This is a genomic window from Microbacterium petrolearium (assembly GCF_054782875.1).
In genome coordinates this window covers 1-25,688 of the sequence record NZ_BAAGRQ010000018.1, presented here as the reverse complement: position 1 = coordinate 25,688, position 25,688 = coordinate 1, and the positions used below count along the sequence as shown (strand labels likewise).

Annotated in this window: 28 protein-coding genes, 1 tRNA gene and 1 pseudogene; 16 read left to right on the top strand and 14 right to left on the bottom strand. The window is 70.1% G+C overall.

What is annotated here, in order from left to right:
* Positions 1 to 50: 50 nt before the first annotated feature.
* Genes ACYVJ0_RS12205 through ACYVJ0_RS12195 form a run of 3 tightly spaced genes read left to right on the top strand, consistent with a single transcriptional unit; the run spans position 51 to position 2,571 of the window.
* Positions 51 to 1,172, top strand: coding sequence for a hypothetical protein (locus ACYVJ0_RS12205; protein ID WP_460818068.1), 1,122 nt, complete (start codon positions 51 to 53; stop codon positions 1,170 to 1,172).
* Positions 1,172 to 1,468: a hypothetical protein gene (locus ACYVJ0_RS12200; RefSeq protein WP_460818067.1), complete on the top strand. Its 297-nt coding sequence runs from the start codon at positions 1,172 to 1,174 to the stop codon at positions 1,466 to 1,468. Before ACYVJ0_RS12205 ends, ACYVJ0_RS12200 begins: the two co-directional genes overlap by 1 nt.
* Positions 1,465 to 2,571: a hypothetical protein gene (locus ACYVJ0_RS12195; RefSeq protein ID WP_460818065.1), complete on the top strand. Its 1,107-nt coding sequence runs from the start codon at positions 1,465 to 1,467 to the stop codon at positions 2,569 to 2,571. Before ACYVJ0_RS12200 ends, ACYVJ0_RS12195 begins: the two co-directional genes overlap by 4 nt.
* A 126-nt stretch (positions 2,572 to 2,697) precedes the next feature.
* Here the strand turns inward: ACYVJ0_RS12195 and ACYVJ0_RS12190 are convergent, their stop codons facing one another.
* The 8 genes from ACYVJ0_RS12190 to ACYVJ0_RS12155 all read right to left on the bottom strand — a co-directional run bounded on the left by ACYVJ0_RS12190 (position 2,698) and on the right by ACYVJ0_RS12155 (position 10,829).
* Positions 2,698 to 3,018, bottom strand: a complete 321-nt coding sequence (locus ACYVJ0_RS12190) for a hypothetical protein (protein WP_090586853.1) — start codon at positions 3,016 to 3,018, stop codon at positions 2,698 to 2,700.
* Positions 3,019 to 3,545: 527 nt separating this feature from the next.
* Positions 3,546 to 4,463 (bottom strand): carbohydrate ABC transporter permease, encoded by a 918-nt coding sequence (locus ACYVJ0_RS12185; protein WP_062637304.1) that lies wholly within the window; start codon positions 4,461 to 4,463, stop codon positions 3,546 to 3,548.
* Positions 4,464 to 4,471: 8 nt separating this feature from the next.
* Positions 4,472 to 5,452 carry a carbohydrate ABC transporter permease gene (locus ACYVJ0_RS12180; RefSeq protein ID WP_062637302.1) on the bottom strand — a complete coding sequence of 327 codons (981 nt, stop codon included), beginning with the start codon at positions 5,450 to 5,452 and terminating at the stop codon, positions 4,472 to 4,474.
* 7 nt (positions 5,453 to 5,459) lie between these two features.
* Positions 5,460 to 6,365, bottom strand: coding sequence for a phosphodiesterase (locus ACYVJ0_RS12175; protein WP_460818063.1), 906 nt, complete (start codon positions 6,363 to 6,365; stop codon positions 5,460 to 5,462).
* 18 nt (positions 6,366 to 6,383) lie between these two features.
* The gene (locus tag ACYVJ0_RS12170; RefSeq protein WP_005052798.1) at positions 6,384 to 7,214 is read right to left on the bottom strand and encodes a tyrosine-protein phosphatase; all 831 of its coding nucleotides are present in this window, start codon (positions 7,212 to 7,214) and stop codon (positions 6,384 to 6,386) included.
* Positions 7,211 to 8,557, bottom strand: coding sequence for an extracellular solute-binding protein (locus ACYVJ0_RS12165; protein ID WP_460818062.1), 1,347 nt, complete (start codon positions 8,555 to 8,557; stop codon positions 7,211 to 7,213). Before ACYVJ0_RS12165 ends, ACYVJ0_RS12170 begins: the two co-directional genes overlap by 4 nt.
* A 50-nt stretch (positions 8,558 to 8,607) precedes the next feature.
* Complete coding sequence (locus ACYVJ0_RS12160; RefSeq protein WP_315104801.1) at positions 8,608 to 10,440, bottom strand: ATP-binding cassette domain-containing protein; 1,833 nt, start codon at positions 10,438 to 10,440, stop codon at positions 8,608 to 8,610.
* Positions 10,356 to 10,829 carry a MurR/RpiR family transcriptional regulator gene (locus ACYVJ0_RS12155; protein WP_164743636.1) on the bottom strand — a complete coding sequence of 158 codons (474 nt, stop codon included), beginning with the start codon at positions 10,827 to 10,829 and terminating at the stop codon, positions 10,356 to 10,358. The genes ACYVJ0_RS12160 and ACYVJ0_RS12155 overlap by 85 nt, the downstream gene beginning before the upstream one ends.
* Before the next feature lie 60 nt (positions 10,830 to 10,889).
* Here ACYVJ0_RS12155 and ACYVJ0_RS12150 point away from each other — a divergent pair, with 60 nt between their 5' ends.
* Positions 10,890 to 11,240: a hypothetical protein gene (locus ACYVJ0_RS12150; protein ID WP_005052795.1), complete on the top strand. Its 351-nt coding sequence runs from the start codon at positions 10,890 to 10,892 to the stop codon at positions 11,238 to 11,240.
* Positions 11,241 to 11,356: 116 nt separating this feature from the next.
* Here the strand turns inward: ACYVJ0_RS12150 and ACYVJ0_RS12145 are convergent, their stop codons facing one another.
* Positions 11,357 to 11,566: a hypothetical protein gene (locus ACYVJ0_RS12145; protein WP_045245741.1), complete on the bottom strand. Its 210-nt coding sequence runs from the start codon at positions 11,564 to 11,566 to the stop codon at positions 11,357 to 11,359.
* A gap of 302 nt (positions 11,567 to 11,868) precedes the next feature.
* Between ACYVJ0_RS12145 and ACYVJ0_RS12140 the strand changes: the two genes are divergently transcribed.
* From ACYVJ0_RS12140 to ACYVJ0_RS12130, 3 genes are all read left to right on the top strand, one after another.
* A complete protein-coding gene (locus ACYVJ0_RS12140) occupies positions 11,869 to 13,188 on the top strand; it encodes an ISL3 family transposase (RefSeq protein WP_231729493.1) in 1,320 nt (439 codons plus the stop codon).
* A 112-nt stretch (positions 13,189 to 13,300) separates the two neighbouring features.
* Entirely contained in the window at positions 13,301 to 13,558 is a 258-nt protein-coding gene (locus ACYVJ0_RS12135; RefSeq protein ID WP_460818060.1) for a hypothetical protein, read from the top strand.
* Positions 13,548 to 14,537 (top strand): AbaSI family restriction endonuclease, encoded by a 990-nt coding sequence (locus ACYVJ0_RS12130; RefSeq protein WP_460818058.1) that lies wholly within the window; start codon positions 13,548 to 13,550, stop codon positions 14,535 to 14,537. The genes ACYVJ0_RS12135 and ACYVJ0_RS12130 overlap by 11 nt, the downstream gene beginning before the upstream one ends.
* Positions 14,538 to 14,615: 78 nt before the next feature.
* Here the strand turns inward: ACYVJ0_RS12130 and ACYVJ0_RS12125 are convergent, their stop codons facing one another.
* Positions 14,616 to 15,635 carry a hypothetical protein gene (locus ACYVJ0_RS12125; RefSeq protein WP_460818056.1) on the bottom strand — a complete coding sequence of 340 codons (1,020 nt, stop codon included), beginning with the start codon at positions 15,633 to 15,635 and terminating at the stop codon, positions 14,616 to 14,618.
* Between the two features lie 167 nt (positions 15,636 to 15,802).
* On the opposite strand from ACYVJ0_RS12125, the gene ACYVJ0_RS12120 reads away from it, so the two are divergent.
* The 8 genes from ACYVJ0_RS12120 to ACYVJ0_RS12085 all read left to right on the top strand — a co-directional run bounded on the left by ACYVJ0_RS12120 (position 15,803) and on the right by ACYVJ0_RS12085 (position 22,910).
* Positions 15,803 to 16,699, top strand: a complete 897-nt coding sequence (locus tag ACYVJ0_RS12120; protein ID WP_449854985.1) for a ParA family protein — start codon at positions 15,803 to 15,805, stop codon at positions 16,697 to 16,699.
* Positions 16,700 to 16,704: 5 nt separating this feature from the next.
* On the top strand, positions 16,705 to 17,568 hold the full coding sequence (locus tag ACYVJ0_RS12115; RefSeq protein ID WP_460818055.1) for a segregation and condensation protein A: 864 nt from the start codon (positions 16,705 to 16,707) through the stop codon (positions 17,566 to 17,568).
* Entirely contained in the window at positions 17,558 to 18,193 is a 636-nt protein-coding gene (scpB, locus tag ACYVJ0_RS12110; protein ID WP_460818053.1) for an SMC-Scp complex subunit ScpB, read from the top strand. The genes ACYVJ0_RS12115 and scpB overlap by 11 nt, the downstream gene beginning before the upstream one ends.
* A 115-nt stretch (positions 18,194 to 18,308) precedes the next feature.
* Positions 18,309 to 19,115 (top strand): pseudouridine synthase, encoded by an 807-nt coding sequence (locus ACYVJ0_RS12105; RefSeq protein ID WP_460818051.1) that lies wholly within the window; start codon positions 18,309 to 18,311, stop codon positions 19,113 to 19,115.
* Entirely contained in the window at positions 19,112 to 20,245 is a 1,134-nt protein-coding gene (locus tag ACYVJ0_RS12100; RefSeq protein WP_460818050.1) for a prephenate dehydrogenase, read from the top strand. The genes ACYVJ0_RS12105 and ACYVJ0_RS12100 overlap by 4 nt, the downstream gene beginning before the upstream one ends.
* Complete coding sequence (gene cmk, locus ACYVJ0_RS12095) at positions 20,235 to 20,921, top strand: (d)CMP kinase (RefSeq protein ID WP_449854980.1); 687 nt, start codon at positions 20,235 to 20,237, stop codon at positions 20,919 to 20,921. Before ACYVJ0_RS12100 ends, cmk begins: the two co-directional genes overlap by 11 nt.
* On the top strand, positions 20,911 to 22,437 hold the full coding sequence (gene der, locus ACYVJ0_RS12090) for a ribosome biogenesis GTPase Der (RefSeq protein ID WP_460818049.1): 1,527 nt from the start codon (positions 20,911 to 20,913) through the stop codon (positions 22,435 to 22,437). The genes cmk and der overlap by 11 nt, the downstream gene beginning before the upstream one ends.
* An 11-nt stretch (positions 22,438 to 22,448) precedes the next feature.
* Positions 22,449 to 22,910 (top strand): NUDIX domain-containing protein, encoded by a 462-nt coding sequence (locus ACYVJ0_RS12085; RefSeq protein WP_460818048.1) that lies wholly within the window; start codon positions 22,449 to 22,451, stop codon positions 22,908 to 22,910.
* A gap of 9 nt (positions 22,911 to 22,919) precedes the next feature.
* Here ACYVJ0_RS12085 and ACYVJ0_RS12080 read toward each other — a convergent pair whose 3' ends face one another.
* From ACYVJ0_RS12080 to ACYVJ0_RS12070, 3 genes are read right to left on the bottom strand one after another with little or no spacing between them, the layout of a single operon-like run.
* A complete protein-coding gene (locus ACYVJ0_RS12080) occupies positions 22,920 to 23,288 on the bottom strand; it encodes an RNA-binding S4 domain-containing protein (RefSeq protein ID WP_460818046.1) in 369 nt (122 codons plus the stop codon).
* 14 nt (positions 23,289 to 23,302) lie between these two features.
* Positions 23,303 to 24,538 carry an MFS transporter gene (locus ACYVJ0_RS12075; RefSeq protein WP_460818045.1) on the bottom strand — a complete coding sequence of 412 codons (1,236 nt, stop codon included), beginning with the start codon at positions 24,536 to 24,538 and terminating at the stop codon, positions 23,303 to 23,305.
* Entirely contained in the window at positions 24,535 to 24,975 is a 441-nt protein-coding gene (locus ACYVJ0_RS12070; RefSeq protein WP_460818044.1) for a MarR family winged helix-turn-helix transcriptional regulator, read from the bottom strand. Before ACYVJ0_RS12070 ends, ACYVJ0_RS12075 begins: the two co-directional genes overlap by 4 nt.
* A gap of 219 nt (positions 24,976 to 25,194) precedes the next feature.
* Here ACYVJ0_RS12070 and ACYVJ0_RS12065 point away from each other — a divergent pair.
* A tRNA-Pro gene (locus tag ACYVJ0_RS12065) sits at positions 25,195 to 25,268 on the top strand.
* A 207-nt stretch (positions 25,269 to 25,475) separates the two neighbouring features.
* Here ACYVJ0_RS12065 and ACYVJ0_RS12060 read toward each other — a convergent pair.
* Positions 25,476 to 25,688: pseudogene (locus ACYVJ0_RS12060) on the bottom strand (hypothetical protein); the annotation flags it as partial.

Below are 25,688 nucleotides of genomic sequence, written 5' to 3'. Positions count from 1 at the left end.
GAGGCCCGCCCGGGCGCTGCGCGCCCGGCTGCCTTCCTAGCCTGAGCGGGATGAGTGCGCCACCCAGCATCGTGAACTACCTCACCCGCCTCGGCGAGCCCGCCTACGGCACCTCGCTCCTGCCGAGCGACTTCGTGCCCTTCGCCTCGGGGCCGGTGCGGGGCTGGACGGCCCGCGCCCACACGGCCGAAGGGCAGGACGTGCAGTACGTCGTCTGGGGTCGCCCCGGGGCGGAGGAGGACCTCGACACCTGCCCGGTGCGGTGCGGGATCCGCGACGATCACGATGCCCCGAGCGCCGACGCCCTGGCCGGCCTGCGGCCGCTGCTGGATCCGTTCCGTCGCACCCTCGGCGAGCCGGCTCCGGTGCAGGACTGGTATGACGCGATCTGCATGGAGGATGCCGCCTGGGCCGTGGCCCAGCGGCACGAGCGGCGCTGGGGCGGGGCTGCGCTCGACGACGTCGTGACGCGCGTCGAGCACGGCATCTCCGCGTACGAGCAGCACGAGGTGGCCGTCTCGACGTTCGGCTCGCTCGCCGACGTGCAGGCATGGATCGACGAGGCGCTGGCGAAGACGCAGGTGCGGCTCGAGGCGCTCGTGCTGACCGACTTCCCCTATGTGCCGGGCGAGATGCGCGACGGCATGCTGCTGCAGGCCGTCGTCGACGACGAGGTCGTCGGCTACGCGCCCATCGCGGTGGCGACGAACCTCGACTCCGCCGAATGGCTTGATTCGCCGGTTGCGGAGATCGCGCCGCGTCCCCGGGCGGAGCTGCGGATGTCGGGCGCCACCCGTATGGGAATGAACGCGAGGTTCGTGCAGGCATGGGGAGACGTTCGTGCCCAGGCCACGCTCACAGGCGGTGCTGTGCCGTGCCCGGACCCGGATGGCTGGCTGATCCTCGGGATCATCGGCACCGACATCGCCGTCCCGGTTCCGGCGGGTGCCGCCAACCTGCTGATCGAGACGGACGACGACGGAGCCATGGTGGTCATCAGCGTCCACCCGTCTCTGGAGCGTGAGAAGCATCATCGCGATCGCGCAGGCTTCGAGCGCCGCTGGGGGCGCTGGCTGGATGACGACGTCGTGCTCACCGATGAGGAGCTGAACGAGGGGATCGCGCGCGCTGAGCAGGCGCTGCGCGCGGCGCTGGCGAAGGAGGCGAACTGATGTCCACGGGGATCACGATCGATGACGATGTCACGATCCCGCTCGACGGGTTCGAGGGGGATCGCCCGCGCGGGTGCCAGTGGGACGAGAGCGTGTGCACCGCGGCGCCCGGCTACCGCATCGTTGGCGCCGAGGAACGGCACGGAGACCACACGCACGAGGCTGAGGCGGCCGTCTACTGCCCTCGCCACTACGCGCTGGCGCTCGCGCGCCTCGTTGAGGCCCACCCCTCGGAGTGCACGGCGCCTCTGGCGGCGCACGCGGTCGTCTACGGGAGTATCGGAGGCGCACGATGAGCACACACAGCGCTGAGAAGCGGGTTCCGGGCAAGGTCGGGGCGTGGCGGTGGGTGGTGCTCGTCGCCGGAGCCGTCCTCGCCGCGGTGTTCGTCTTCTCGATCGTTCTTGCCGTGGTAGCGGCCATCCAGGCAGCTGGCAAGCCAAACTGGATGGAGCGGACCGGCCCAATCGGTGATACATTCGGCGGCCTCCTGGGCCCGATCCTCAGCACGGCAGCGCTCGGCGCCACGATCGCGATCGCCTTCGCAGAAGGGCGCCGCATAGACCGCGAACGGAATGAGCGCGAAGACGCCGACAAGGAGTCCCACGCCAACGGCCTGGTCGCGTGGATCGCCGAGACTCCGCGGAACAACCCCTCGGATACCTCCCATCTGGGCGTGGTGGTGACGAACGGCACCGGATCGCTCGTGCGCGACGTCGACCTCGTCGTGAAGGTGACGCTGTCGGGCTCGCGCGGAGAGCGCCGCATGAGGAATCGGGAGAAGGTAGTCCCCCCGGGAACCTGGTTCCTGCAGCTCGACCGGGGCGTCGCGGATGAGGACGCGCAACCTGAAGACGTCAACGGTGGCTGGCCGGCTCCCGTGCCGGTGGATGCGGGGGGTCAGCTTCGTGTCTGGCTCCCCTCGGTCAAGGGGGGCGATCTCACCGAGTATGCGCTCCGAGTGCACCCTCCCGAGGTAGACGACCGCGGCGAAGTGCAGCCGTACTTCGAGCTCGACGAGCTGCGCTTCGCTCTTGGCGGGCAGCGCTGGCGGCGTGAGACAGGCGACACGCTGAGCCGGTTCAGGGAGGGCAGCGACCAGGAGTGGAACGAGCGACGATGGAACCTGGAGTTCGAGGAACACGCGAAGGTCTGGCGCCCGCTCGTGAAAGCTCCCCGGCAGGCGCGACCGGCGAACCCCGTCACGCAGGAACGGATTCGCAGAATCGCGGCGGCGTTGGTGGGCAAGACGCCGGAAGCGATCGTGCCCGACGAGCGCTATCCGCTGGTGCCTGAGCTGCGGAAAACGGGCTCTTCGGACATTCGGTGGGGGTCATGGGGTGAGGGCATGTACCTGATGCCCGAGCCGACAGCCAACCGGACAGCTGTGTTGGTCTAACGCGGTGCCGTGCGATCGGTTCAATGCGAGTGCCCGCGCCTCCACAACAGTGGGCGGCGGCTTCAACTCAGAAGCGCGACCCCGAGCCCAGTCGCAGGCCCGCGCCATTGCGATGGGTGCGGCTCGTCAGTTGGCGCCGGGGAGTCCTCGGGCTAGCGGGGACTGCAGCGGTGTGAGATGCGGGATCGGGATCGGCTTCGAACGCGTCGAGGCGACCTTCCCGCTCCGCTGCGCCATGGCAGTCAGTCGAACGTCTTCGCGCGTCGCGTGATGGCTGGCTCGCAGACCCGGCCGCATCCAGATCGCCTCGTACCCGCCGCTCGCCGCGCGCTCCACGTAGGCGATCAAGCGCTCGGCGCTTGCTTCGTCGATGCCGGCGTCGCACAGCCGCCAGGCGCCCTGGCCGAGCGGCTCGAACACCAGCCTTTGTTGATCTGCGGTGATCATCAGTACCTCCAGATCAACAATGCGCTGACAGCCGTCGTCTGCATCCCCCCTTGACAACGACCCTGGCTAACGCACGTCCGGGCGCGCGACGAGGGAAGCCTGCACGTCGAATACGACGACGACGGTGCTCCGGAGCACGAGTACGCCGTACATGAGGTGACGCTAGTCCCGGTCCTTCTGCAGTGCTCCGTATATGAGTTGGTTCTCGACGGCGCATCCGATGAGCTCGCCGGACTCCCGAACGTTGAAGAGCGGGTCGGCGATTCGATCTACACCGACGCAGAGGACTACTACGTGACGGGACTGTGGGGCGACGATTGACTCGTGCGAGCGCGCGGTAGAAGCTTGGTCGGTCGTACGCGGCGCCAGCTTCGGCCAGCCATGGGAAGTCAACGAGTAGGGGCACGCTTGACGACGCCCGGAAGATCGCCCGCGACCTCCCGCTTGCGTTCGTCGCCCGCAAGGGGATCGGTGCAAGACGTCGCTGCTTTGGGTGGCTTGGTCAGTTCAGCCGTAGGGACGGTGCCTCACTTGAGTCCTGATCGCACGAAGGCGTCGACGACGTATCGCTGGAGGAACACGTAGATGAGCAGCACGGGCACGCAGGCGAGCCCGGCGGCGGCCATCGTCGCGCCCCAGTTGTTTTCCTCGGCGCTCAAGAAGCTGCGCACGCCGACCTGGATGAGTGCATCGCCCTGGCGCATGATGAGCGTCGGCCAGAGGTATTCGTTCCACGCCGAGATGAACGCCATGATCCCGAGCGCGGCGAGCGCCGGCTTCATGTTGGGCACGACGACGGTCCAGAGCGTGGCCCAGCTCGAGCGCCCGTCGAGGTGTGCGGCTTCGATCAGCTCGCGGGGGAAGGCGCGCATGTGCTGCACCATGAGCAGCACGGCGAAGGCTCCGGCGAGCTGGGGGATCACGACGCCCCCGACGGTGCCGAGCAGGCCCATCTGCGACACGAGCACATAGTTGGGGATCATCGTGACCTGGAACGGCACGAGCCACGACCCGATGAAGAGGAACATGAGCAGCTTGCGCCCGCGGAAGTCCCACATGGCGAACCCGTAGGCGGCGAGCACGGCGATGAGCAGCTGCGCCACGGCGAGCATGATCGACATCGCGAAGGTGTTCCACAGCATGTTGCCGATGGGGATGGTGTTCCACACGTAGGCGAAGTTCTCGAGGCTGAGCGGCCAGGGCAGCAGCGTCTGGTCGAGCGCGTTCTCGGGGGCGCGGAAGGCGGTGGCGAACATCCAGTACACGGGGAAGACACTGAACAGCGCGAGCATGATCAGCACGACGTGGCCGGCGATGGTGCCGAGGCGGGTGCGGGATGCCACGGCGACATCTTCCGCCGAAGCGGAAGCCGCCCGCACGCGAGCGCCCTTGTGCAGCACGGTGTCGGCGGCGAGCGCCGGCCCGGTGACGGTGACGAATGACATGGGTGGTCCTAGTTGTCGTAGAAGCTGAGCCGCTCCTGCAGCTCGAGGAAGATGAGTGCGATCACGCCGAACCCGACGAAGAAGATCACCCCGGCCGCCGACGAGATGCCCACGTCGAAGTTCTGGAACCCGAACTGGTACAGCAGGTAGTAGATGTTCGTGGTTGAGTTGGTGGGCCCGCCCTGGGTGAGCAGGTCGATGATCGGGTAGGTCCACTGCGCGGCGAGGAGGATCGTCATGAGCGACAGGAAGACCAGGGTCGGTGAGAGCAGCGGCAAGGTGATGCGTCCGAAGATGCGGCCGGCGCCGGCACCGTCGAGTGCGGCGGCTTGACCGTATTCGGGGCTGATGCCGGCGAAGCCGGCGGCGATCACGAGCACGCCGAAGCCCAGCATCTGCCACCCGACGATGACGATGACGGCCCAGATGGCGAGGTCGGGGTCGCGGAAGACGTTCGGCATGTCGACGCCGAAGTGCGCGAGCACGGTGGCGAATGCCCCCTGCTCGGCGAACAGCCACCGCCACACGGCGCTGGTGGCGACGGGGGTGATGAGGAACGGCACGAAGATCAGCGCCTGATAGAAGGTGCGCATTCGCCCCCGCACCTGCCGTGACATGACGGCGATCGCGATCGGCAGCACGAGCGAGAAGACGAAGAACGCGGCGATGTAGACGACGGTGTTCAGCAGCGCGGTGTGCAGCTCGGGCAGCGCCAGCACCTCGGCGTAGTTCGACCCGCCGACGAACGTCTTGGGGCTTGTGGGCAGCAGGTTCCAGTCGTAGAACGACAGGCCGAACGTCTGGGCGAGGGGACTGTAGGTCCAGAGGATGAGGAACGCGGTGCCCGGCAGCACATACAGGTAGGGCAGCAGGCTCTGGGGCCGAAAGCGCGAGCGGCGCACGACGGGCGCGGATGCCTCGGCCGGAGCCGCGCCCGCTCCCTCGGCCGGCGCAGCGGCGGCCGAGGGAGCGGAGACGGTGACGAACATGGGCTGACTACTCTCCCGCCAACGCGTTGACGGCGGCGAGCTGCTCGTCGGGGGTCATGTTCATGAACGCCTCGAGCATCTCGGGAGTCATCTCGTAGACGGTCGGGAACTGCCCGATCGGCACGACGGAGTGCAGCACCCGGTCGCCGTAGACGTGCACGAGGTTGTAGGACTGGCCGCCGTCCTGGCCGCGGGCACCGGGGTAGGCGACGGCGAGGTCCATCGTGTAGCAGGTCGCCGACGCGACCGACACGGGCACGCCCGCGAACGTGCTGGTGGTCGAGTAGTGCAGGTGACCGCCCAGGATGCCGCGCACGTCGGTGCCCCGGATGACCTCGGCGAGGCGCTCCTGGTCGCGCAGCTCGAACAGGGCGGCGAGCCCGAGCGGGCTCGGCACGGGCGGGTGGTGCAGCGCGATGAGGGTGCCGTCGGGCGCGGGGACTTCGAGCTCGCGGCGCAGCCACGCCAACTGCTCGTCGCTGATCTCGCCGTGGTGCTGCCCGGGCACCGTCGAGTCGAGCGCGATGATGCGCAGACCGTTGACGTCGTAGACGCGGTCGACGGGCTCGGACTGGTCGGCCTCCTCGTCGAGCAGGCCGCGGCGGAACGCGACGCGCTCGTCGTGATTGCCCATCACCCAGATCACCTGGGCACCGAGCTTCTCGGCGGCGGGCTCGACGATGGCCCGCAGGCGCTCGTAGGCGTCGGGGCGGCCGGTGTCGGCGAGGTCGCCGGTGAACACGATCGCTTCGGGGCGGGCGTTGGCCTTGGTGAAGCCGTCGAACAGCTCTGCGAGGTTCTTGTCACTGTCGATGCGCTCGTACAGCAGGTCGCCGTCGCCCACGAAGTGGGTGTCAGAGACATGCAGGATGAAGTGCTCGGGAGCGGGATGCTGGCTCGCGATGTGCGACATGGTGTGTGTTCCTTCCGATCAGACCGCGGTGGCGGCGGGGTCGATGATCACGGCGGTGAGACGCTCGAGCTCGGTGGGGGTGAGTCCGTGGGCGAGGAGGTAGGCGCTGATCGACCCGTGCTCGCGGTCGATGCGCTCGAGCAGCGCCTCGAGCACCTCGGCGGGGCTCTCGGTGATGAGTTCGACCATTCCCGCGGTCAGTTCGATGCCGCGCTGTTCGAAGACGGCGGTCATCGCGTCTGACCACTCGCCGCGCAGGTTCTCGGCGGTGGCGGCGTAGTCGGCCACGACGTCGTCGCGGTCGACCCCGGCGGCGGCGAGCGCGAAGGCCACGACGAGACCGGTGCGGTCTTTGCCGGCGGTGCAGTGCACGAGCACCGCGTCGTCGTCGTCAGCCGCGATGATCACCCGGATCGCGTCGACCAGCTGCGCCCCGCGCTCGTCGACGATGTGGTCGTAGACGGGCACGAGTCCGACGTGCGTGGTGGCCTGCGCGGCCGGGTCGGCGTCGTCGAACACGGGCAGGTGGTGCACGGTGACCTCGAGCCCGTCGACCGCGCTCGGCGCTGTGGCGCGCTCGTCGCCGCCGCGCAGGTCGATGATGTGGGCGACGCCGATCTCGGCCAGCCGGTCGCGACCGGTCGCGTCGATGCGGTGCAGAGCATCTGACCGCAGCAGCTTGCCCCACCGGCTGGTGCCGCCGGCTGCACGGTAGCCGCCGGTGTCGCGCAGGTTGTAGAGGCCGGCCACGGCGTGGCGACGCTCACGAGGCGCCGCGGTCGCGGCATCCGGCGACGAAGCGGCCGCGGCATCCGTCGCCGAAGGCGTCAGGTCGAGGTCGATGGTCATTCGATCAGCCCCTGCGCGCGCTCGGCGGCCTCGGTCATAGTGGCGGCCGGGTCGGCGCCGTAGAAGACCGCGTCTTCGATGGCGGTGGCGAGCACCTGGTCGACCTGGGCGTAGCTGTCGCCGGGGTACGACACCCACGGCTCGAGCGCGTCGAGCTGCTCGAGGTTGGGCTTCACGAGCGGGTTGGCTTCGACCCAGTCATAGAGCGGTCCGCCCTCGTCGGCCATGCTGCTGCGCAGCGGTAGGTACCCGATCTGGGTCGAGATGATCTCGTAGGCGCGGGGGCTGGTCATGAACTGCATGAGCTCCCACGCGGCGGCCTGCTTGGCGGGGTCGGTGGCGAACATCGCGAGGAACGAGCCCGAGTTGGTGGGCACGACCGCCTGGTCTCCGAACGCGGGCAGGGTGTGAGCGTCGAGGGTCCAGCCACCGGCCTCGGCGCCCATCATGAACGCGCCCTGCATGCCCGAGGTGTTGACGTGGATCGCGGTCTTCCCCTGCGCGAACGCCTCGTACTGGCTGGTGAAGTCCTCGTTGGTGAGCACGCCGTCCTCGTACATCTCGGTGAAGGTCGCGACCGTATCGATCGCGGCGTCCGAGCCGAACTCGATCGTCGTGCGGTCATCGCTCAGCACCTGGGCGCCGTTCGAGAGGAAGAGGCCCTGCATGCACCAGCTGCCGCCGGTGACCACGCACCACACGCTCATCGAGGGGGCACCGGTGGACTCGGTGATCTGCGCGGCGGCGTCGGCGACAGCATCCCACGTCGACAGATCGACGGTCTCGGGGTCGAGGCCTGCGGCGGTGAACTGGTCTTCGTTGATCCACAGGATGGGAGTCGAGAAGACGTAGGGCAGGCCGTAGGTGGCGTCGTCCCAGTCGGCGAGCACGGCGGCGCGCTCGTGGTAGGGGTAGTCGCCCCCGAACTGATCGGCGAGGCCCTCGTCGCCCACGAGGGTGCTGAGGTTCTGCGCGCCGAGGGTGGTGGCGGCGAAGTCGAGCTCGTTGAAGGCCAGCTGCGCGATGTCGGGCGCTTGCCCGGCGAGCAGCTGCTGCTGCACGCTCGCGGCGGTGCTGGTCAACGGGCTGGGCTGGCCGACGACGGTAATGTTCGGGTTCTCGTCCATGAACTCGTCCAGCAGCTGGTTGATGGCATCCGAACCGGTGCCGACGTTCGCGAGGTTGTACGACTCGAAGACGATCTCGACCTGCTGGTCGTCGGTCAGCTCGGTGAGCGAGCCGGATGCCGCGGGCGCGCTGCCTGCGGCAGAGCATCCGGCGAGGGCGGCGGCGCCGACGATCGCCGCGGTGGCGAAGACGGCGCGACGGGCACGGGTGTTCATGATTTCTCCTGGGTAGGGGTGAGGGGCAGAACGAAGGGAGGGAAGGCGGCTCAGGCGGTGACGAGCTCGTGCGCGGCCGGGTCGGCCACGGGTGCATCGGCGACCCACTCGAGCCGGCGGCCCGAGGCCCGGTCGAACAGGTGCACGTTCTCGGGCGCGGCGGTGAGCACGATGTCGTCGCCGGGGGTGGCGATGACCTCGCGCGAGGTGCGCACGTAGACCTCGCGCCCGGCGACGAGGCACGTGACGATCTGCTCACCGCCGAGGTTCTCGACCAGGTCGATGCGGCCGGCGATGCGCACGCCCCGGGTGTCGGATGCCGCGTGCGCAGACGCGATCGTGAGCTTCTCGGGCCGCACGCCGAGCACGACATCGAGGTCGGGCACGTCTCCCGGCCACAGGCCGCCGGCGATGCCGTCGGCGGTGACGGCGATGCTGCCGTCGATCGTGACGATGCGGGCGTCGACGAGGTTCATGGCCGGGCTGCCGAGGAAGCCGGCGACGAACACCGACTCGGGCCGGTCGTACACCTGCTCGGGGGTGCCGTACTGCTCGATGCGGCCGGCGTTGAGCACCACGATTTTCGTCGCCATGGTCATGGCTTCGACCTGGTCGTGGGTGACGTAGACGAACGTGGCGCCGAGGCGCCGGTGCAGGGCGGTGAGCTCGTGGCGGGTCTGGGTGCGCAGCTTCGCGTCGAGGTTCGACAGCGGCTCGTCCATCAGGAACGCCTTGGGGTTGCGCACGAGGGCGCGGCCGACGGCGACGCGCTGGCGCTGCCCGCCCGAGAGCTCTTTGGGCTTGCGGTCGAGCAGGTGGCCGATCTCGAGGCTGTCGGCGACCTCCTGCACGCGGGTCGCGATCTCGGCGGCGCCGAGGCGCTGCGTCTTGAGCGGGAACGCGAGGTTCTTGCGCACGCTCAGGTGCGGGTAGAGCGCGTAGCTCTGGAAGACCATCGCGAGGTCGCGCTTCTTCGACGGGAGGTCGGTGATGTCGTCGCCGTCGAGGTGGATGCGGCCGGCCGTGGGCTCGAGCAGGCCGGCGATCATGCGCAGCAGGGTGGTCTTGCCGCAGCCCGAGGGGCCGAGCAAGACGACGAACCCGCCGTCTTCGATGATCAGGTCGATATCACTGACGGCGGCGGTGCTCTTGAAGGAGCGACCGACACCAGAGAGCTGGATCGTTCCCATGAGTCGCCTTCTGCAAGCGACCTGACGAACCGGGGCCTTCCCGCGAAATCCGCTTGCAGAGCTATTGCAATCGAGGAAAGTGAATTTCCTGCAAACGGAGTGTAAACGCCCATCGCCGTGGTCGATAACGTCTGGCACGTCGGATGCCTCGGCGTCGGAGCCGTCGTCGGCGACGATGTCGAGCACCTCTTCGCGCACCGCGAGGCGCGCGCGGTCGGCGGCGTCGCTCATGCGGTCGGCGACGGCGATCTGCAGGGCGTTGAGCACGAGCAGCTGTACGAGCCCGCTGCCGAGAATGCCTTGATCCCACGCCTGGAAGCGCGCACCGGCGACGAGCAGGTGGTCGGCGCGGGTGGTGAGCGGGGTACGGGCGAAGCTCGTGACCCCGATCACGGTGGCGCCGGCGTCGACGGCGGCGTCCGCAACCGCGAGGGTCACCGAGTTGGCGCCACTCGAGCTGACGATGAGGCACACATCACCGGGGGCGAGCACGCGGGCGGTGAGGTGGGCGACCACGCCGTCAGCGGGCGCTTCGCAGGGCCGGCCGTTGACGGCGAACGCGACGGCCGACGCCTGGGCGGCGGCGTGCGAGGCGCCGGTGCCCGAGATCAGCAGGCGCGGCGCGCGGGCGATGGCGTCGGCAGCGGCGTCGAACGCGACCGGGTCGATCGAGGCGAGCGCGGTCTGCAGCATCCCACCCGCCCCTCGGCCAGCCACCGCAGAAAGCCCTCGGTGCCGGCGGGTGCGTCGGGCGCGGCGGTGGCGTCGGCGGCGAGGTCACGCACGAGCAGCATGCGCAGGTGCTGAAAGCTGCGCAGCCCCAGCGCCTGGGCGGTGCGGCTGACGGTGGCCGGCGACGTGTTGGCGGCTTCGGCGAGGTCGGCGCCCGACATGTCGACCACGTCGTGGGGTCGCTCGGCGCAGATGCGGGCGACGCGCTGCGCGCTCGGTACGAGCGACGGCAGGATCGAGAGGATGTGGTCGATGGTTCCGCCGAGCGGCGGCTCGTTGAGGGGCGAGTTCATGTAGCCGGTGATCACCTTTCGGGTTCGCCGCACATCGTATGGGCGCAATGCGACCACGACCCCAACCATAGGTGAACGCAGCGTTCATCGCCTCCGCTATCCGCGAAAGGCAATTTCATGACCTCCCTGCGTCCGCTCGAGCTCCCGAACAGTGCCATGCCCGCAAGGAAGTCGGCCAAGGGTGACTCGACCGAAGACGCCCACCTCGAGCGCCGCGATGGCGCCTACGATGACCGTCCGTGCGAGCCAGAGCCACGTGATCTGTCGATCCCGGCGGTCAAGCGCTCGAACGTTCCGCACGTCGATGTTCCGCTGGCGGGGGCGCCGGGGCAGCAGACACCGGTAACCAACGACGCGAAGAAGCCTGCCACGACGATGACGCCCGCAGCGCGGAACCAGAGGGCGGGGGCGACGCGCGAAACTGATCCTGCTCATGGCCCGATCAGACCGATGGCCACTCAGACGTGAAAGGGGAGACATCGCGCCCGGGCCGAACCGTCGCACGCTGACGTCCCCTCACCGCGCAGTGCCCGCAAGGGGATGGTAGATGGGCGAGCAGTTCTGGGACTCTGGTCGACGATTCTTCAGCTCGCCTGTGGAAGTCCCTGGGACAACGCCTGTCGGATTCTCCAAACAGGAAAACCGCTGAGCTGCGCAATCAAGTCCACATCGAACTCGTGCTCGAAGTAGGCCACCCGCACCGCCCGGATGCGCGACGGATTGTCACCGAAAGCCAGTGTGAACTCGGTGGCGTAGCGCTCCCAGACGCTGAACTCATACCCCGGTGCCGTCACGATGCATTCACCTCATCCCGGGTGCAACTCTCAGGAGTGGTCGCGGTGCTAATGCGATGCTACGACACCCGTGTTAACGCCAGGACACAAGGAGATTCCGGGAAAGCTCGCTACGCACGGTGTGCACCGATACGGGGATGGCCCGCCCGGGGTGCATGGTTCACACCGGGGTGACCAAGGGAATTGGGGGCTCTTCGGACATGCGGTGGGGGTGAGGCTCGCCGGGTGATGGTCGGCGGGTAGGGGTCGAGGTCCCCGAGGATCAGTAGCGCCAACTGCTGATCCATCACGAGGACCTCGACGTGCTTCACCCTACTTCGGGGTGCGCTGACGCGCGCTCTGCCGCTGATCCGTGTTACCGCTGCGATCTGCTGGTCGGTCTCGACGGCGTCCATGTCGAGCACGTTGACCGCCGCGACGGGCTGCTGATCGTCACCGTTTCGACACCGGCGGCGCCGACCGGGTGCCCGTTGTGCGGGGTCGTGGCGATCGGTCGAGGGCGCCGCCGTCGAGTGTTGCATGACGTGCCGGGCGTGACGCGGGTGCGGATCGTCTGGCGGCAACGGGTCTGGCGATGCGGCGACGTGGGCTGTGCCAAGAAGACGTTCGTGGAGCAGCTTCCCTCGCTGGTCGCTCGGCGCGGGTCGCTCACAAGGCGAGCCGTCGACTGGGCGATCGGGCAGCTGCGCCGCGAGCACGCCACGATCGAAGGACTACGTCGTCAGCTCGGGACATCGTGGAAGACGGTGTGGCGGGCTGTTGAGCCTGAACTGGTGCGGTTGGCAGCCGACGAGTCCCGGTTCGAGAACGTGACCACGCTCGGCGTCGACGAGCACATCTGGCATCACGTCGACCACCGCAAGCGGGGCCCGAAGGAACTGACCGGCATGGTCGACCTCAGCCGCGACAGCACCGGGAAGACGCGGGCCAGGCTGCTCGACCTCGTGCCGGGCAGATCGGGGAAGGCATACGCGTCCTGGCTCAGCGAGCGGGGCGAAGCGTTCCGAAAGAACGTGAAGGTGGCGGCGCTGGACCCGTTCGCGGGCTACAAGACTGCGATCGATGACACGCTCGAAGACGCGGTCGCTGTGCTGGACGCGTTCCATGTCGTCAAGCTCGGCACCGCCGCCGTCGACGAGGTCCGCCGCCGCGTCCAGCAAGACACCCTCGGGCATCGCGGTCGGAAGGGCGACCCGCTCTACGGGATTCAGACCATCCTCCGTGCCGGGGCCGAGAACCTCACCGACAAGCAGCGGATCCGGCTGACCGCGGCAATCGAGGCCGATCCTGCGCACGACGAGGTGTTCGTCGCGTGGCAGTGCGCACAGCAGCTGCGCTCTGCCTACCACGCGAAGGACCTGACCGAGGGGCGGCGGATCGCCGAGAGGGTGGTCGACACGTTCCACACCTGCCCGATCCCCGAGATCGCCCGCCTCGGCCGCACCCTCCGCCGCTGGCGTTCAGCGTTCCTGGCGTACTTCACCACGAGCCGCGCGAACAACGGCGGCACCGAGGCGATCAACGGGATCATCGAGCTCCACCGCCGCCTCGCCCGCGGCTATCGCAACCGCGAGAACTACCGCCTCCGCATGCTCCTCACCGCCGGCGGACTCACCCCATGACCCCCCCACCGGATGTCCGAAGAGCCGGAAAACGGGGCTGCTGAAGCTCCGCGTATCCCGGCTGCAGCAGTCGATCTTCTTCTACAACACTGAGGTCGACAACGACCCTCATGTGCTGTGGCTGGGCGGCAGCGGCCGTACCGAGGAGATCCCGCAGTTCCTGCAGTTCGACGGGGCATGGAAGGGCTCATCCAGACAGAAGCGCCTGAGTGAGCTGAAGGACTTGCTTGTTCCCCTCAGCGGTGAACCGGAGCAGCTCGCGCAGAAGTTCCGGAAGAGCATCGGCGAATACCTCCCGGATCGACCCGCGTCGAGTCCCGCAGTCTTGACACCGTCCATCGCACCGAATGGCATCGACAATGTCTCTTGACCACGCCATCACGCCCGTTCCTGTCCCGTCTGAGGGTGAGGAGGCGCAGCAGACCGCGCCGCCGGCGGCGGACCTGGCCTGGACGGCGAACCGACTGCGCAAGGCCGGGCACAAGATCTACGAGGTGTATGCCACCTCGCGCATCTTCCACCTGCTGAACGACCCGCAGATCGAGTTCGTCACGCAGCAGCTCGTGCGCCGTCCCGACGGGAAGCGGGCGCTGATGGACGTGTACTTCCCTCAGTTCAACCTCTTCGTCGAGATTGACGAGCCGTACCACGACGGTGAAGAGCAGGAACGCGCGGACCGCAAGCGCACCGAGGACCTTCGAAAGGCGCTGGCCACCCGCCAGTCGTCCATGATCGACGAGCCGGCGGAACCCGTGCGCCTCAAGGTCGCCGGTCAGACGATGGCGCAGTTCAACGAGCAGATCGATCGCGTCGTCGCTCGGATCACGTCGATGAAGAAGACGAAGGTCGCGGAAGGGACCTTCGAGCCGTTCGTGTTCGGCCGGCGCGCGAGCGTCGACTACTGGCGGGAACGCGGCACCGTCAGCGTGGACGATCGCACGGAGCTGCGTACCCGAGCGGATGTCGGAGCGCTGTTCGGGGTGCGGCCCAACCAGATGAAGGCGGTGTGGCGCGTCAGCGCCGACACCATCCTGTGGTGGCCGAAGTTCTACGACAACGCCCTCTGGTCGAATGTCCTCTCGTCCGACGGCACCGAGATCGTCGAGACGGACAAGCGCCCGGAGGGCGGAGGCCCGTCGCGGGTCACTCGCAACGACCCGCGGCCGGGCGATCGTCGGCTCGTGTTCGCCCACACCGAGGACGAGCAGTTCGGCGGCGTCTACTACAACTTCGCAGGCGTCTTCACGCAGGCGGAATCCGGGGGAGGCCGTACGCGATACGTGCGCGTCGCCGACACCGTCGACCTCGCGGCAGAGCGCGCTCGCGAGGGAGGCCCCGACTTTCGCTGAGGGGGCAAGCGCGCGCCCGCCCTTCGCGGTGCCGATGCCCGCGGCATCCGGATCGCGTGCGAGCGGTTCGGTCTGGCGTCAGTCGCGGCCGGGAAGTCCGTCGAGTGACGTGAGGGAACGGCCGGCCGCATCGGCATGGCGCGACAGCAGCAGCGCCACGAGCAGGGCGATGCCGCCCGAGATGAGCTTGTCGGCGACGGAGGAGCCGATGTTCGACACGAGCGCCGCCTCCCACGCGTTCGCGCCCGCCGCATGCAGGCGCTCGAACAGCGTGGTCGTGACGAGGTGATTCGTCCGCCCGTCGTACTGCAGCACCGTGATCGGAAGCGACGTGAGCGTGCAGCTCACGGCCGCGAGGAGGTTCAGCACGAGGAAGCGCGACGCGGTGCGTCCCAGGCCCCATTGGTGCACGCCGTACCCCCACACCAGCGCGCCCACGACCGAGACGAGCCCGAACGGCAGCCCCTCGGCGGCCAGGGGCAGCAGCGTGCCCGGGGTGAGGACGAGCGTGACGGCGGCGAGCGCGACGGCGGCCCAGGGGCCGATGCACACCGCGATGATGGCCGTGCCCGCCATGTCCAGCCAGATCGGGAGGTCGAAGTTGGCGACGATCACGCCGCCGACGAGGTTGACGCCGATGCAGGCGACGAACAGCGCGGCCGCGAGCGGCAGCTCGGGGCGGGGTGGCGGGAGGGTCGGCCAGCGCCGTCCTGCGGGCCGCGCCGCGGGCGCCGCCGGCGCGGCAGGTGCCGGCTGCTCGGCGATTTCGACCGGCGGCCTCTCGGCCGTCCGTGCCGCGATGCACCGCTCGCGCCAGCGCTCGGCCTCGCTCGCGTCCCCTCCCAGGGCGGCCACGATCTCCGCGACGAGGCTGGGGTTCAGGCGCCTGCGCTCCGGCCGGAAGGCGTCGTACACCGTCGAGCGGGCGATGTGCGCGGAAGCCGGGGCGATGCCCTTCTCCTCGCGCATGCGGGTGATCCGTGCCGCGATCTCGCCGTACGAGATGTCGCCGGCGCGCATGCGCAGCGCCTGCAGGTCGTTCGAGAGCTGCGCCATGGCGCGCGTGGCGGCGGTCGGATCGTCCTTCGTCTGGCTCATCGCGGGCACCCCCATCTCTCCGCGGTTCCCGAGCATAGCGGTGGGTAGTTACGGCTTTCGCGCGCGATCGGCCGGTAGATCGGTATGCTGTCGCGCTCGCGCGCGGATCCGGATCGCCGGGGCCGGTCGGCGGGATCGCGGGCGCGCGTCGCTAGAATCGACCAAGCATGTCGACGGCAGGAGCATCGGTGACGGAGAAGGCCAAGACCTCCACGAAGGACGAGCCCGTGCTCGGACCGACGGGACGTCCGTACCAGGGCTTCCCGACGCCTCCGAAGCTCGATCGGCACGGCCCCGCGCGCATCATCGCGCTGTGCAACCAGAAGGGCGGCGTCGGCAAGACCACGACGTCGATCAACCTGGCCGCGTCGCTGGCCGACTACGGCCGCAAGGTGCTCGCGATCGACTTCGACCCGCAGGGCGCGCTGTCGGCGGGCCTGGGCGTGCCGACGCACGACGTGCCCACCATCTACGACCTGCTGCTCGACACCAAGCGCGACCCGCGCGAGGCGATCGTGCAGACGGCCACCGAGGGCCTCGACCTCATCCCCGCCAACATCGACCTGTCGGCGGCCGAGGTGCACCTCGTCAACGAGGTGGCGCGCGAGAGCATCCTGTCGCACGTGCTGCGCCGCGTCGCGGCCGACTACGACGTCATCCTCATCGACTGCCAGCCCTCGCTCGGCCTGCTCACCGTCAACGCGCTCACGGCCGCGCACGGCGTGCTCATCCCGCTCGAGTGCGAGTTCTTCGCGCTGCGCGGCGTGGCCCTGCTCATCGAGACGATCGAGAAGGTCAAGGACCGCCTCAACCCCGCGCTCGATCTCGACGGCCTGCTCGCGACCATGTACGACCCGCGCACCCTGCACTCGCGCGAGGTGCTGGAGCGGATCGTCGAGACCTTCGGCGACAAGGTGTTCGAGACCGTCATCGGCCGCACGGTGAAGTTCCCCGACGCGTCGGTGGCCGGGCAGCCGATCACCGAGTACGCGCCGGAGCACCCGGCGGCCCAGGCGTACCTGCGGCTCGCGCGGGAGCTCGTGGCGCGCGGCGCCGTGGCGTAGTGGCCATGACCGGTCCCGGCCAGCCCGATCCGGACGGGGACGGCCCGGCCGCCGAGGGCGCGCCGGCCGAGGCGGGCGCCGCGGACGAACGTGCCTTCCGCGTCTCGCTGTCGAACTTCGACGGGCCCTTCGATCTGCTGCTGCAGCTCATCTCGAAGCACGAGATGGACATCACCGAGATCGCCCTCAGCAAGGTCACGGACGAGTTCATCGCCTACCTGCGCGACCTCGACTCGGGGGAGGAGCTGGATCAGGCCAGCGAGTTCCTCGTCGTCGCCGCGACGCTGCTCGACATGAAGGTGGCCGGGCTGCTGCCGCAGGGCGAGCTGGTCGACGCCGAGTCGGTGGCGCTGCTGGAGGCCCGCGACCTGCTGTTCGCGCGCCTGTTGCAGTACCGCGCGTTCAAGGAGGCGTCGGCGTGGTTCGCGCAGCGGCTGCGGGCCGAGGAGGGCCGGCACGCGCGCAGCGTGCCGCTGGACCCGAAGTACCGCGCCCGCACGCCCGAGCTCGTGTGGACGCTCTCGCCCGACGACTTCGCGGCGCTCGCGATCCTCGCCATGACGCCGCGCGACATCCCGACGGTGGGGCTGGATCACCTGCACGCGCCGCTCGTGAGCATCCGCGAGCAGGCCGCGATCGTCGTCTCGACGCTGCGCAGCGCCGAGACGCTCACGTTCCGCGAGCTGATCGCCGGCGTCACGCAGGCCGGCGTCGTCGTGGCCCGATTCATCTCGGTGCTGGAGCTGTACCGGCACGCGGCGATCTCGTTCGAGCAGCTCGAGCCGCTCGGCGAGCTGACGCTGCGCTGGACGGCCGAGCACTGGTCCGAGGAAACGCTGGCGACCCTGGGGGCCGACTATGACCGATGAGAACGCGACCGGCGCCGGCGAGGCGGCCGTGCCGGGCGACGCCCCGGCTACCGAGGCGAGCCGGCCTGAGCCGGTGGGGACGGTGCCGCAGCGGCTCGAGGCGATCCTGCTGATCGCGGACGAGCCGCTCAGCGTCGTCAGCCTCGCCACGGCGGTCGGCGCGCCCGTGGCCGCCGTGCGCCAGGCTCTCGAGGGGCTCGTCGCCGACTACGACGGACGCGACGGCGGCCGCCGCCGCGGCTTCGAGCTGCGCGAGGTCGGCGGCGGCTGGCGCATGTACGTGCGCGACGAGTTCGACGGCCTCGTGGCCGAGCACATCGGCGGGCAGGCGCCCGCGCGGCTGTCGCAGGCGGCGCTCGAGACGCTCGCGGTCATCGCCTACAAGCAGCCCGTCTCGCGCTCGCAGGTCGCGTCGATCCGCGCCGTGAACGTCGACTCGGTCGTGCGCACGCTGCTGGCCCGCGGCCTCATCACCGAGCTGTTCACCGATCCGGAGACGGGCGCCATCAACTACGGCACGACCGATCTGCTGCTGCAGCAGCTGGGCATCAACTCGCTCGACGAGCTGCCCCCGATCTCGCCGCTGCTCGACGACGGAGCCGACGGCTTCGACGACATCGTCTGAACCGCCGCCCGTCTCCCGGCGAGAATCCATCGCCGCGCCGAGAATCCGTGGGCCCCGGGATTCTCGGCGCGCGGGTGGATTCTCGCGGATCGTTCCGGTCTGGGATCCTTGAGGGATGGATCACAACGCCTCCGATGAGGGCACCCGGCTGCAGAAGGTGCTCGCGAACGCCGGGGTCGCGTCGCGGCGCGTCTCCGAGCAGCTCATCGTCGAGGGCCGGGTGCGCGTGAACGGCGCGGTCGTCACCGAGCTGGGCACGCGGATCGACCCCGAGCGCGACCTCGTCGACGTCGACGGCACGGCCGTGCAGCTCGACGCGTCCAAGCGCTACGTCATGCTCAACAAGCCCACCGGCGTCATCAGCTCCATGCGCGACGACCGCGGGCGGCCCGACCTGCGCCGCTTCACGAAGGACTGGCCCGAGCGGCTGTTCAACGTGGGGCGCCTCGACGCCGACACGAGCGGGCTGCTCGTGCTCACGAACGACGGCCCGCTGGCGCAGGTGCTCGCGCACCCCTCGTTCGGCGTGACGAAGGTGTACATCGCGAAGGTGCGCGGCGGCGTCACGGCGCAGACGATCGCGCGGCTGACGCGCGGGGTCGAGCTGGAGGACGGACCGATCCAGGCCGACAAGGCCCGGCTGCTCGACGCCTCGGCCGGGTCGAGCCTCGTGGAGCTGACGCTGCACTCGGGCCGCAACCGCATCGTGCGCCGCATGATGGCCGAGGTCGGCCACCCCGTGACCGCGCTCGTGCGGCGCCAGTTCGGGCCCCTGCACCTGGGAACCCTCCCAGTGGGCCGCGCGCGCGAGTTGACTAGGGTGGAACTCGGCGCGCTGCTGACGCTCTCGCGGACGGCGCCGGACGCTCCGCCTGCCGGCGTCGAGCACGAGACCGACGCCGATCGGGAGGGGACGCAGTGAGCGATACGCGTGTGCGTGCCGACGGCACGGTGCCCGGCCGCCTCGCCCGCGTCTCGGGCACGGTCCGCGTCGTCGGTGCCGGCCTGCTCGGCGCCAGTATCGGCCACGCGCTCATGCGCGCGGGCGTCGACGTGGCGCTGGCCGACACCTCGCCCTCGCAGCTGCGCCTCGCCGTCGACTACGGTGCCGGCCGGGCTGCGTCCGCCGGCGATCGCCCCTCGCTCGTCGTCGTGTGCGTGCCGCCCGACGTCGTGGCCGACGTGATCGAGGCCGAGCTGCGCGCGCACCCGGACGCGGTCGTCACCGACGTCGCCTCCGTCAAGCTGCAGCCGCTGCGCGAGCTGCGCGGCCGCGGCGTCGACCTGGCGCGCTACATCGGCTCGCACCCCATGGCCGGGCGCGAGCGGGGAGGCGCCATCTCGGCGCGCTCCGACATCTTCACGGGCCGCCCGTGGGTGATCTGCCGCGACGGCGAGACGGCCCCGGCCCACCTGGCGCTCGTGGAGTCGCTCGCGCTCGACCTCGGCGCCGTGCCGATCGAGATGAGCCCCGAGGAGCACGACCGCTCGGTCGCGCTCGTCTCGCACGTGCCGCAGGTGGTCGCCTCACTGCTCGCCTCGCGCTTCGTCGGCGCGCCGGACGAGGCGCTCGAGCTCGCGGGCCAGGGCGTGCGCGACACCACGCGGATCGCCCACTCGGCCCCCGAGCTGTGGGTGCAGATCCTCGACGCGAACGCGGCGCCCGTCGTGGAGATCCTCGACGCGCTCGCCGCCGACCTGACCGCGCTGTCGGCCGCGCTGCGCGAGACGGACGCGCCCGGATCGCGCCGCGCGATCGCCGAGGCGATCCGCCGCGGCAACGTGGGCGTGGAGCGGCTGCCGGGCAAGCACGGCCAGCGCCGCACCTTCGCGACCTTCGTCGTCATGATCGACGACACCGCCGGCCAGCTCGGGCGCCTGTTCGGCGACCTGGGCGAGCTGGGCGTGAACGTGGAGGACTTCCGCCTCGAGCACTCGCCGGGCGCCCCGCTGGGCCTGGCCGAGATCGCCGTCGAGCGGTCGGCGCTGGAGGCGTGCGTGGAGGGCCTGGAGGCCCGCGGATGGCGGATCGCGAGCACCGATGACGACTGAGCAGACCCCCATCATCGCGATCGACGGGCCGGCCGGATCCGGCAAGTCGAGCGTCTCGAAGGAGATCGCGCGCCGCCGCGGCTACGGCTACCTCGACACGGGCGCCGGCTACCGCGCGCTGTCGTGGCACGTTCTGCGCCGCGGCGCCGACACCGCCGACACCGACGCCGTGCTCACCGCGCTGACCTCGTTCGACCTGCGCCTGGGCCTGGAGCCCGACGACCGCACCGTCACGGTGGGCGGCGTCGACGTGACCCGCGACATCCGCACCCCCGAGGTGACGGCCGCGATCTCGGGGTTCACGCGCGTGCCCGAGGTGCGCGCCTACCTGAACGCCATCTTCCGCCGACTGGCGGGGGAGTCGGGCCTCGAGGGCGTGGTCATCGAGGGCCGCGACATCACCTCCGTGGTGGCGCCCGACGCGCCCGTGCGGATCCTCATGACGGCCTCGCCCGAGGTGCGCGCGCAGCGGCGCGGGCTGGAGTGGGGAGCCGACGCCGCCGAGGTCAAGGAGGCGATCCTGCGCCGCGACGAGTCCGACAGCCACGTGCTGGAGCTCGCCGAGGCCGATCCGGGTGTCGACGTCGTCGACACGAGCGAGCTCGATTTCGAGCAGTCCATCGACGCCGTGCTGACGGTGATCGACCGAGAGCTGGGAGGCCGACATGGCCGCTGAAGAAGAGTACGAGGGCGGTCCCGACCGCCTGGCCGAGCGCATGGCCGAACTGGACGAGGAGCTCGTCGAGGCGCGCGCCGCCGCGCTGCGGCAGAGCCTCGAGGACTACGACCTCGACGAGGAGGACGCCGCGCTGCTGGCGGGCCTGCAGTCGGGCGTGGACGGCATCGAGTACCTGCCCGCCCTGCCCGTGGTGGCCATCGTCGGCCGCCCCAACGTGGGCAAGTCGGCGCTCGTGAACCGCATCCTCGGCCGCCGCGAGGCCGTCGTCGAGGACACGCCGGGCGTCACGCGCGACCGCGTCACCTACAAGGCCGAGTGGATGGACCGGCGCTTCTCGCTCGTCGACACGGGCGGATGGGAGCCGGACGCGAAGGGCATCGACCGCTCGGTGGCCGCGCAGTCGGAGATCGCGATCGACCTGGCCGACGTCATCCTCTTCGTCGTCGACGCCATCACGGGCGCGACCTCGACCGACGAGCACGTCGTGCGCCTGCTGCGCAAGTCGGACAAGCCGGTGTTCCTCGTGGCCAACAAGATCGACGACGCGCGCCAGGAGCCCGAGGCCGCAGCGCTGTGGAGCCTCGGTCTGGGCGAGCCGCACCCCGTGTCGGCCATCCACGGCCGCGGCGTGGCCGACCTGCTCGACGAGATCATGAAGGTGCTGCCGACGGTGTCGGCCGTCGCCAAGCACGAGATCGGCGGCCCGCGCCGGGTGGCGATCCTCGGCCGGCCGAACGTGGGCAAGTCGTCGCTGCTGAACAAGGCAGCGGGCGAGGAGCGCGTGGTCGTGAACGACCTCGCCGGCACGACGCGCGATCCCGTGGACGAGGTGGTCGAGCTGGGCGGCAAGATGTGGCGCCTCGTCGACACCGCCGGCATCCGCCGCCGGGTGCACATGGCGCAGGGCGCCGACTTCTACGCGTCGCTGCGCACGTCGGCCGCCCTCGAGAAGGCCGAGGTCGCCGTGGTCGTGCTCGACGTGAGCGAGCCGATCAGCGAGCAGGACGTGCGGATCATCGACCTCGTGCTCGAGTCGGGCCGCGCGCTCGTGCTCGCGTTCAACAAGTGGGACGAGCTGCTGGCCGACGACGCGCGCGGCGGCGAGCGGCGCCGCATGCTCGAGCGCGAGATCGAGCAGGACCTCGCGCACGTGGCGTGGGCGCCCCGCGTGAACATCTCGGCCAAGACCGGCCGCCACCTCGACAAGCTCGTGCCCGCGCTCGAGACCGCGCTGGACTCGTGGGATCAGCGCATCCCCACGGGCAAGTTCAACGCGTTCATCACCGAGCTCGTGCAGGAGCACCCGCACCCGCTGCGCGGCGGCAAGCAGCCGCGCATCCTGTTCGGCACGCAGGCGGGCACGCGTCCGCCCACGTTCGTGCTCTTCACGACCGGCTTCCTCGACCCCGGCTACCGCCGCTTCGTGCAGCGCCGCCTGCGCGAGCTGTACGGCTTCGAGGGCACGCCGATCGTCATCAACATGCGTGTGCGCGAGAGGCGGCAGCGCAAGTGACGCGGGCCCCGATGGATCCGCTCGCCCCGCGCGACCCGGGCGACGCCTGGGTGTACGCGCCGACGGGCGAGCGATTCTGGGGGCGGTTCGGCGCGGCGGGGCTGCTCGCCGTGGATCCGGCCAAGGGGGTGCTGCTGCAGCACCGGGTGGGCTGGAGCCACCATGGCGGCACCTGGGCGCTCCCGGGCGGCGCGCTGCACGAGGGCGAGTCCGCGGTCGACGGCGCGCTGCGCGAGGCGTTCGAGGAGGCAGGTGTGCCGACCGACGCGGTCGCGGTGCGGTTCACCTCCGTGTTCGACGTGGGCGTCTGGGCGTACACGACGGTCGTGGCGGACGTCGTCGCACCCTTCGACCCGGTGATCAGCGACCCCGAGAGCCTGGCGCTCGAGTGGGTGCCGATCGACGACGTGGCCGAGCGCCCGCTGCACCCGGGTTTCGCGGCGTCGTGGCCGGGGCTGCGCGAGCGGCTCTGACCGCGGCGGTCAGTCGCGGCCGCGGAGCTGATCGATCGCGCGCCGTTCCCGCTTGGTCGGGCGACCGGCACCGCGATCGCGTGTGACGATCGGCGCCACGAACTCGCGCGGCGGCGGGGGAGGCGTGCGGTCCTCGTAGGCCTGGGCCGCGACCGGAGCCCCCACCCGCTTGAGCAGCAGCTCGCGCACGCCGAGGACGCGATCGAACCCCGCGATGCGCACGCGCACCTCGTCGCCGATCTTCACCGCATAGGAGGCCTTCACCGGGTCGCCGTTGACGCGGACGTGGCCGCCGCGGACGGCGGTCGTGGCGAGCGAGCGGGTCTTGTACACCCGCACCGCCCACAGCCACACGTCCAGCCGCACGGATTCGGTCATCCGGCCATCGTAGGTCAGCTCGCGTCGCCCGCGGTGACGGCCTCGGCCTCCTCGAGCTCGGCCGGCTCGGGATCGCGATCGATCACCGCGAGGGCGCGGCCCGAGACGGCGAGCACGATCAGTGCGACAAGCGACGCGGCGGCGGCGAAGATGTACGGCACGGTGGGGGAGAACGCGTGGCCGAGCCAGGCCGCCAGCGGCGGAGCGGCCGCGCCGCCCAGGAACCGGACCGCGGAGTACGCCGACGATGCCACCTGGCGGGGCAGGTCCGTGGCCTCCATGACGGCCTCCGTGAGGGTGGTGTTGCACACGCCCAGGATCAGACCGCCGACGATGATGCAGGTGACGAGCGCCGCGGGGGTGCCGACGAGAAGGCCGGCGACCACGAGATCGATCGCCAGAAGACCGAGCATCGCGACGAGCGTGCGACGGCGACCCCAGCGGCGGATGAGGATCGGCGCGACGATCACGCTCGTGATCGCGAGCGCGAGGCCCCACCCGAAGAACGTCCAGCCGATCTCCATGGCGCCGAACCCGAGCGGGAAGGGGGAGTAGGCGAGCAGGATGAAGAACGCGATGTTGTAGAACAGGGCGGCGATCGCGAGCAGGCCCAGCGAGGGGATCCGCAGGGCGCGGAACGGGGCGCCCATGGCGACGGGCGCCGGCCGCGTGCCGGACTCGCGCAGCAGCACGATGATCGCGATGAACGCGATGGCCATGAGCGTCGCGACGCCGAAGAACGGACCGCGCCAGCTCACCTCCCCGAGGAGCCCGCCCACCAGCGGGCCGACCGCGATGCCGAGGCCCAGCGCGGCCTCGTACAGGATGATGGCCGCGCCCGATCCGCCGGAGGCCGCGCCGACGATGGCCGCCAGGGCCGTCGAGGCGAACAGGGCGTTGCCGACGCCCCAGCCGGCGCGGAAGCCGATCACGGCGTCCACGGATCCGCTGATCGCGCAGAGGAAGGCGAAGACGACCACGAGGGCGAGGCCCAGCAGCAGCGTGCGCTTCGTGCCGATCCGGCTCGACACCCAGCTCGTGAAGAGCATCATGACGCCGGTGATGGCGAGATAGCTCGTGAAGAGCAGCTCCGTCTCGACGGGCGTCGCCTCGAGCTGCTCCGCGATCGCGGGCAGGATGGGGTCGACCAACCCGATGCCCATGAACGCGATGACGCTCGCGAAGGCGATCGCCCAGACCGGCAGCGGCTGCTTCCAGATCGGCGTCTCGGCGGGGGCATGGGCGGTCATTCGTTCACTCCGTTCCGGGCCTCGGGGGCCACGCGTTCGTTCAGCAGGGCCGCGGCGCGCCGGATCGCGGCCCAGTCCTCGTCGGCGAGCCCCTCGAAGCGGGGCAGCATGGCTTCGACGAGGTGGGCGCGCCACTGGGCGTACGCGGCGACGCCGCGGTCGGTGGCGCCGATGCGCACGGCGCGCGAGTCGTCGGGATCGCCGGTGCGCTCGACGAGGCCGAGGTCGGCCATCGTGCCGATCAGCCGCGTCATGCCGGGCTGCGTGACGCGGCTCAGGCGCGCGAGATCACCGATTCGCTGCGGCCCGTGATCGCGCAGGATCGCGAGCGTTCGCCACTGTGCGGCCGGCGTCTGGCTGTTGGTGTCGAGGGCGGCGACCCGCGTCAGGCGGTGCGCCGCGATGATCAGGGCTTCGACATCCTCCGCACGACTCATGAACTCGAATATATACCCATGATATATAAGAGGTCTGCGAGGCGGCACGCGGACTTTCCCCACCCCGGGTTCGCGGCACCCCGCGGGAGCGGGTAGACTAGTGGAGTTGTCCGATCGCGGGCGACATCGGGATGTGGCGCAGCTTGGTAGCGCACTTGACTGGGGGTTAAGTGGGTTTACCCCGCTCTGGTCGGCCCGAACAACTGAAAATCCATGCCACGGGCTGTGGCGCAGCTTGGTAGCGCACCTGACTGGGGGTCAGGGGGTCGCAGGTTCAAATCCTGTCAGCCCGACGTAAAAGCCCAGGTGAGAGTAGGTTTCTCGCCTGGGCTTCATCATGTCCGGGGGTCGTTCTCTGTGGTCCCCCTCTGGTCCCCCGGCGCTCTCGCCGGTGGTCGCCTGTGGACGAACTGATCGCCCAGAACCCGCGTCCTGTGGATAAGGGGACCAAAAGGGGACCAGAACGCTTCCGGGAGCACTCCCGCGGGCGTCGGAGCGCATCACAGGCCCCTGGTCGCGGGGCTGCTGCGCCGGGCGTTCTTGCGTTGTCCGGCGGTGGAGAGGAAGGCGTTGGCCTGCTCGGCGGCGGAGGTGGGGTGTGACACTTCTTGTAGACGGTCGTTACCAGGAAGGAACGACAGGCAGAGATGTCTACGAATCGCAGGAAGTTCACTGAGGAGTTCAAGGCCGACGCGGTCCAGCTCGTCGTGCAG

Bases quoted from the DNA above. Each gene is read 5' to 3' on its own strand.
- ACYVJ0_RS12125 (WP_460818056.1), bottom strand. From the start codon at position 15,635: ATGAGCCAGACGAAGGACGATCCGACCGCCGCCACGCGCGCCATGGCG.
- ACYVJ0_RS12085 (WP_460818048.1), top strand. From the start codon at position 22,449: ATGGATCCGCTCGCCCCGCGCGACCCGGGCGACGCCTGGGTGTACGCG.
- ACYVJ0_RS12120 (WP_449854985.1), top strand. From the start codon at position 15,803: ATGTCGACGGCAGGAGCATCGGTGACGGAGAAGGCCAAGACCTCCACG.
- ACYVJ0_RS12175 (WP_460818063.1), bottom strand. From the start codon at position 6,365: ATGTCGCACATCGCGAGCCAGCATCCCGCTCCCGAGCACTTCATCCTG.
- ACYVJ0_RS12070 (WP_460818044.1), bottom strand. From the start codon at position 24,975: ATGAGTCGTGCGGAGGATGTCGAAGCCCTGATCATCGCGGCGCACCGC.
- ACYVJ0_RS12105 (WP_460818051.1), top strand. From the start codon at position 18,309: ATGGATCACAACGCCTCCGATGAGGGCACCCGGCTGCAGAAGGTGCTC.
- ACYVJ0_RS12075 (WP_460818045.1), bottom strand. From the start codon at position 24,538: ATGACCGCCCATGCCCCCGCCGAGACGCCGATCTGGAAGCAGCCGCTG.
- der (WP_460818049.1), top strand. From the start codon at position 20,911: ATGGCCGCTGAAGAAGAGTACGAGGGCGGTCCCGACCGCCTGGCCGAG.
- scpB (WP_460818053.1), top strand. From the start codon at position 17,558: ATGACCGATGAGAACGCGACCGGCGCCGGCGAGGCGGCCGTGCCGGGC.
- ACYVJ0_RS12160 (WP_315104801.1), bottom strand. From the start codon at position 10,440: ATGCTGCAGACCGCGCTCGCCTCGATCGACCCGGTCGCGTTCGACGCC.
- cmk (WP_449854980.1), top strand. From the start codon at position 20,235: ATGACGACTGAGCAGACCCCCATCATCGCGATCGACGGGCCGGCCGGA.
- ACYVJ0_RS12080 (WP_460818046.1), bottom strand. From the start codon at position 23,288: ATGACCGAATCCGTGCGGCTGGACGTGTGGCTGTGGGCGGTGCGGGTG.
- ACYVJ0_RS12190 (WP_090586853.1), bottom strand. From the start codon at position 3,018: ATGATCACCGCAGATCAACAAAGGCTGGTGTTCGAGCCGCTCGGCCAG.
- ACYVJ0_RS12115 (WP_460818055.1), top strand. From the start codon at position 16,705: ATGACCGGTCCCGGCCAGCCCGATCCGGACGGGGACGGCCCGGCCGCC.
- ACYVJ0_RS12130 (WP_460818058.1), top strand. From the start codon at position 13,548: ATGTCTCTTGACCACGCCATCACGCCCGTTCCTGTCCCGTCTGAGGGT.
- ACYVJ0_RS12180 (WP_062637302.1), bottom strand. From the start codon at position 5,452: ATGTTCGTCACCGTCTCCGCTCCCTCGGCCGCCGCTGCGCCGGCCGAG.
- ACYVJ0_RS12185 (WP_062637304.1), bottom strand. From the start codon at position 4,463: ATGTCATTCGTCACCGTCACCGGGCCGGCGCTCGCCGCCGACACCGTG.
- ACYVJ0_RS12150 (WP_005052795.1), top strand. From the start codon at position 10,890: ATGACCTCCCTGCGTCCGCTCGAGCTCCCGAACAGTGCCATGCCCGCA.
- ACYVJ0_RS12170 (WP_005052798.1), bottom strand. From the start codon at position 7,214: ATGACCATCGACCTCGACCTGACGCCTTCGGCGACGGATGCCGCGGCC.
- ACYVJ0_RS12165 (WP_460818062.1), bottom strand. From the start codon at position 8,557: ATGAACACCCGTGCCCGTCGCGCCGTCTTCGCCACCGCGGCGATCGTC.
- ACYVJ0_RS12195 (WP_460818065.1), top strand. From the start codon at position 1,465: ATGAGCACACACAGCGCTGAGAAGCGGGTTCCGGGCAAGGTCGGGGCG.
- ACYVJ0_RS12200 (WP_460818067.1), top strand. From the start codon at position 1,172: ATGTCCACGGGGATCACGATCGATGACGATGTCACGATCCCGCTCGAC.
- ACYVJ0_RS12205 (WP_460818068.1), top strand. From the start codon at position 51: ATGAGTGCGCCACCCAGCATCGTGAACTACCTCACCCGCCTCGGCGAG.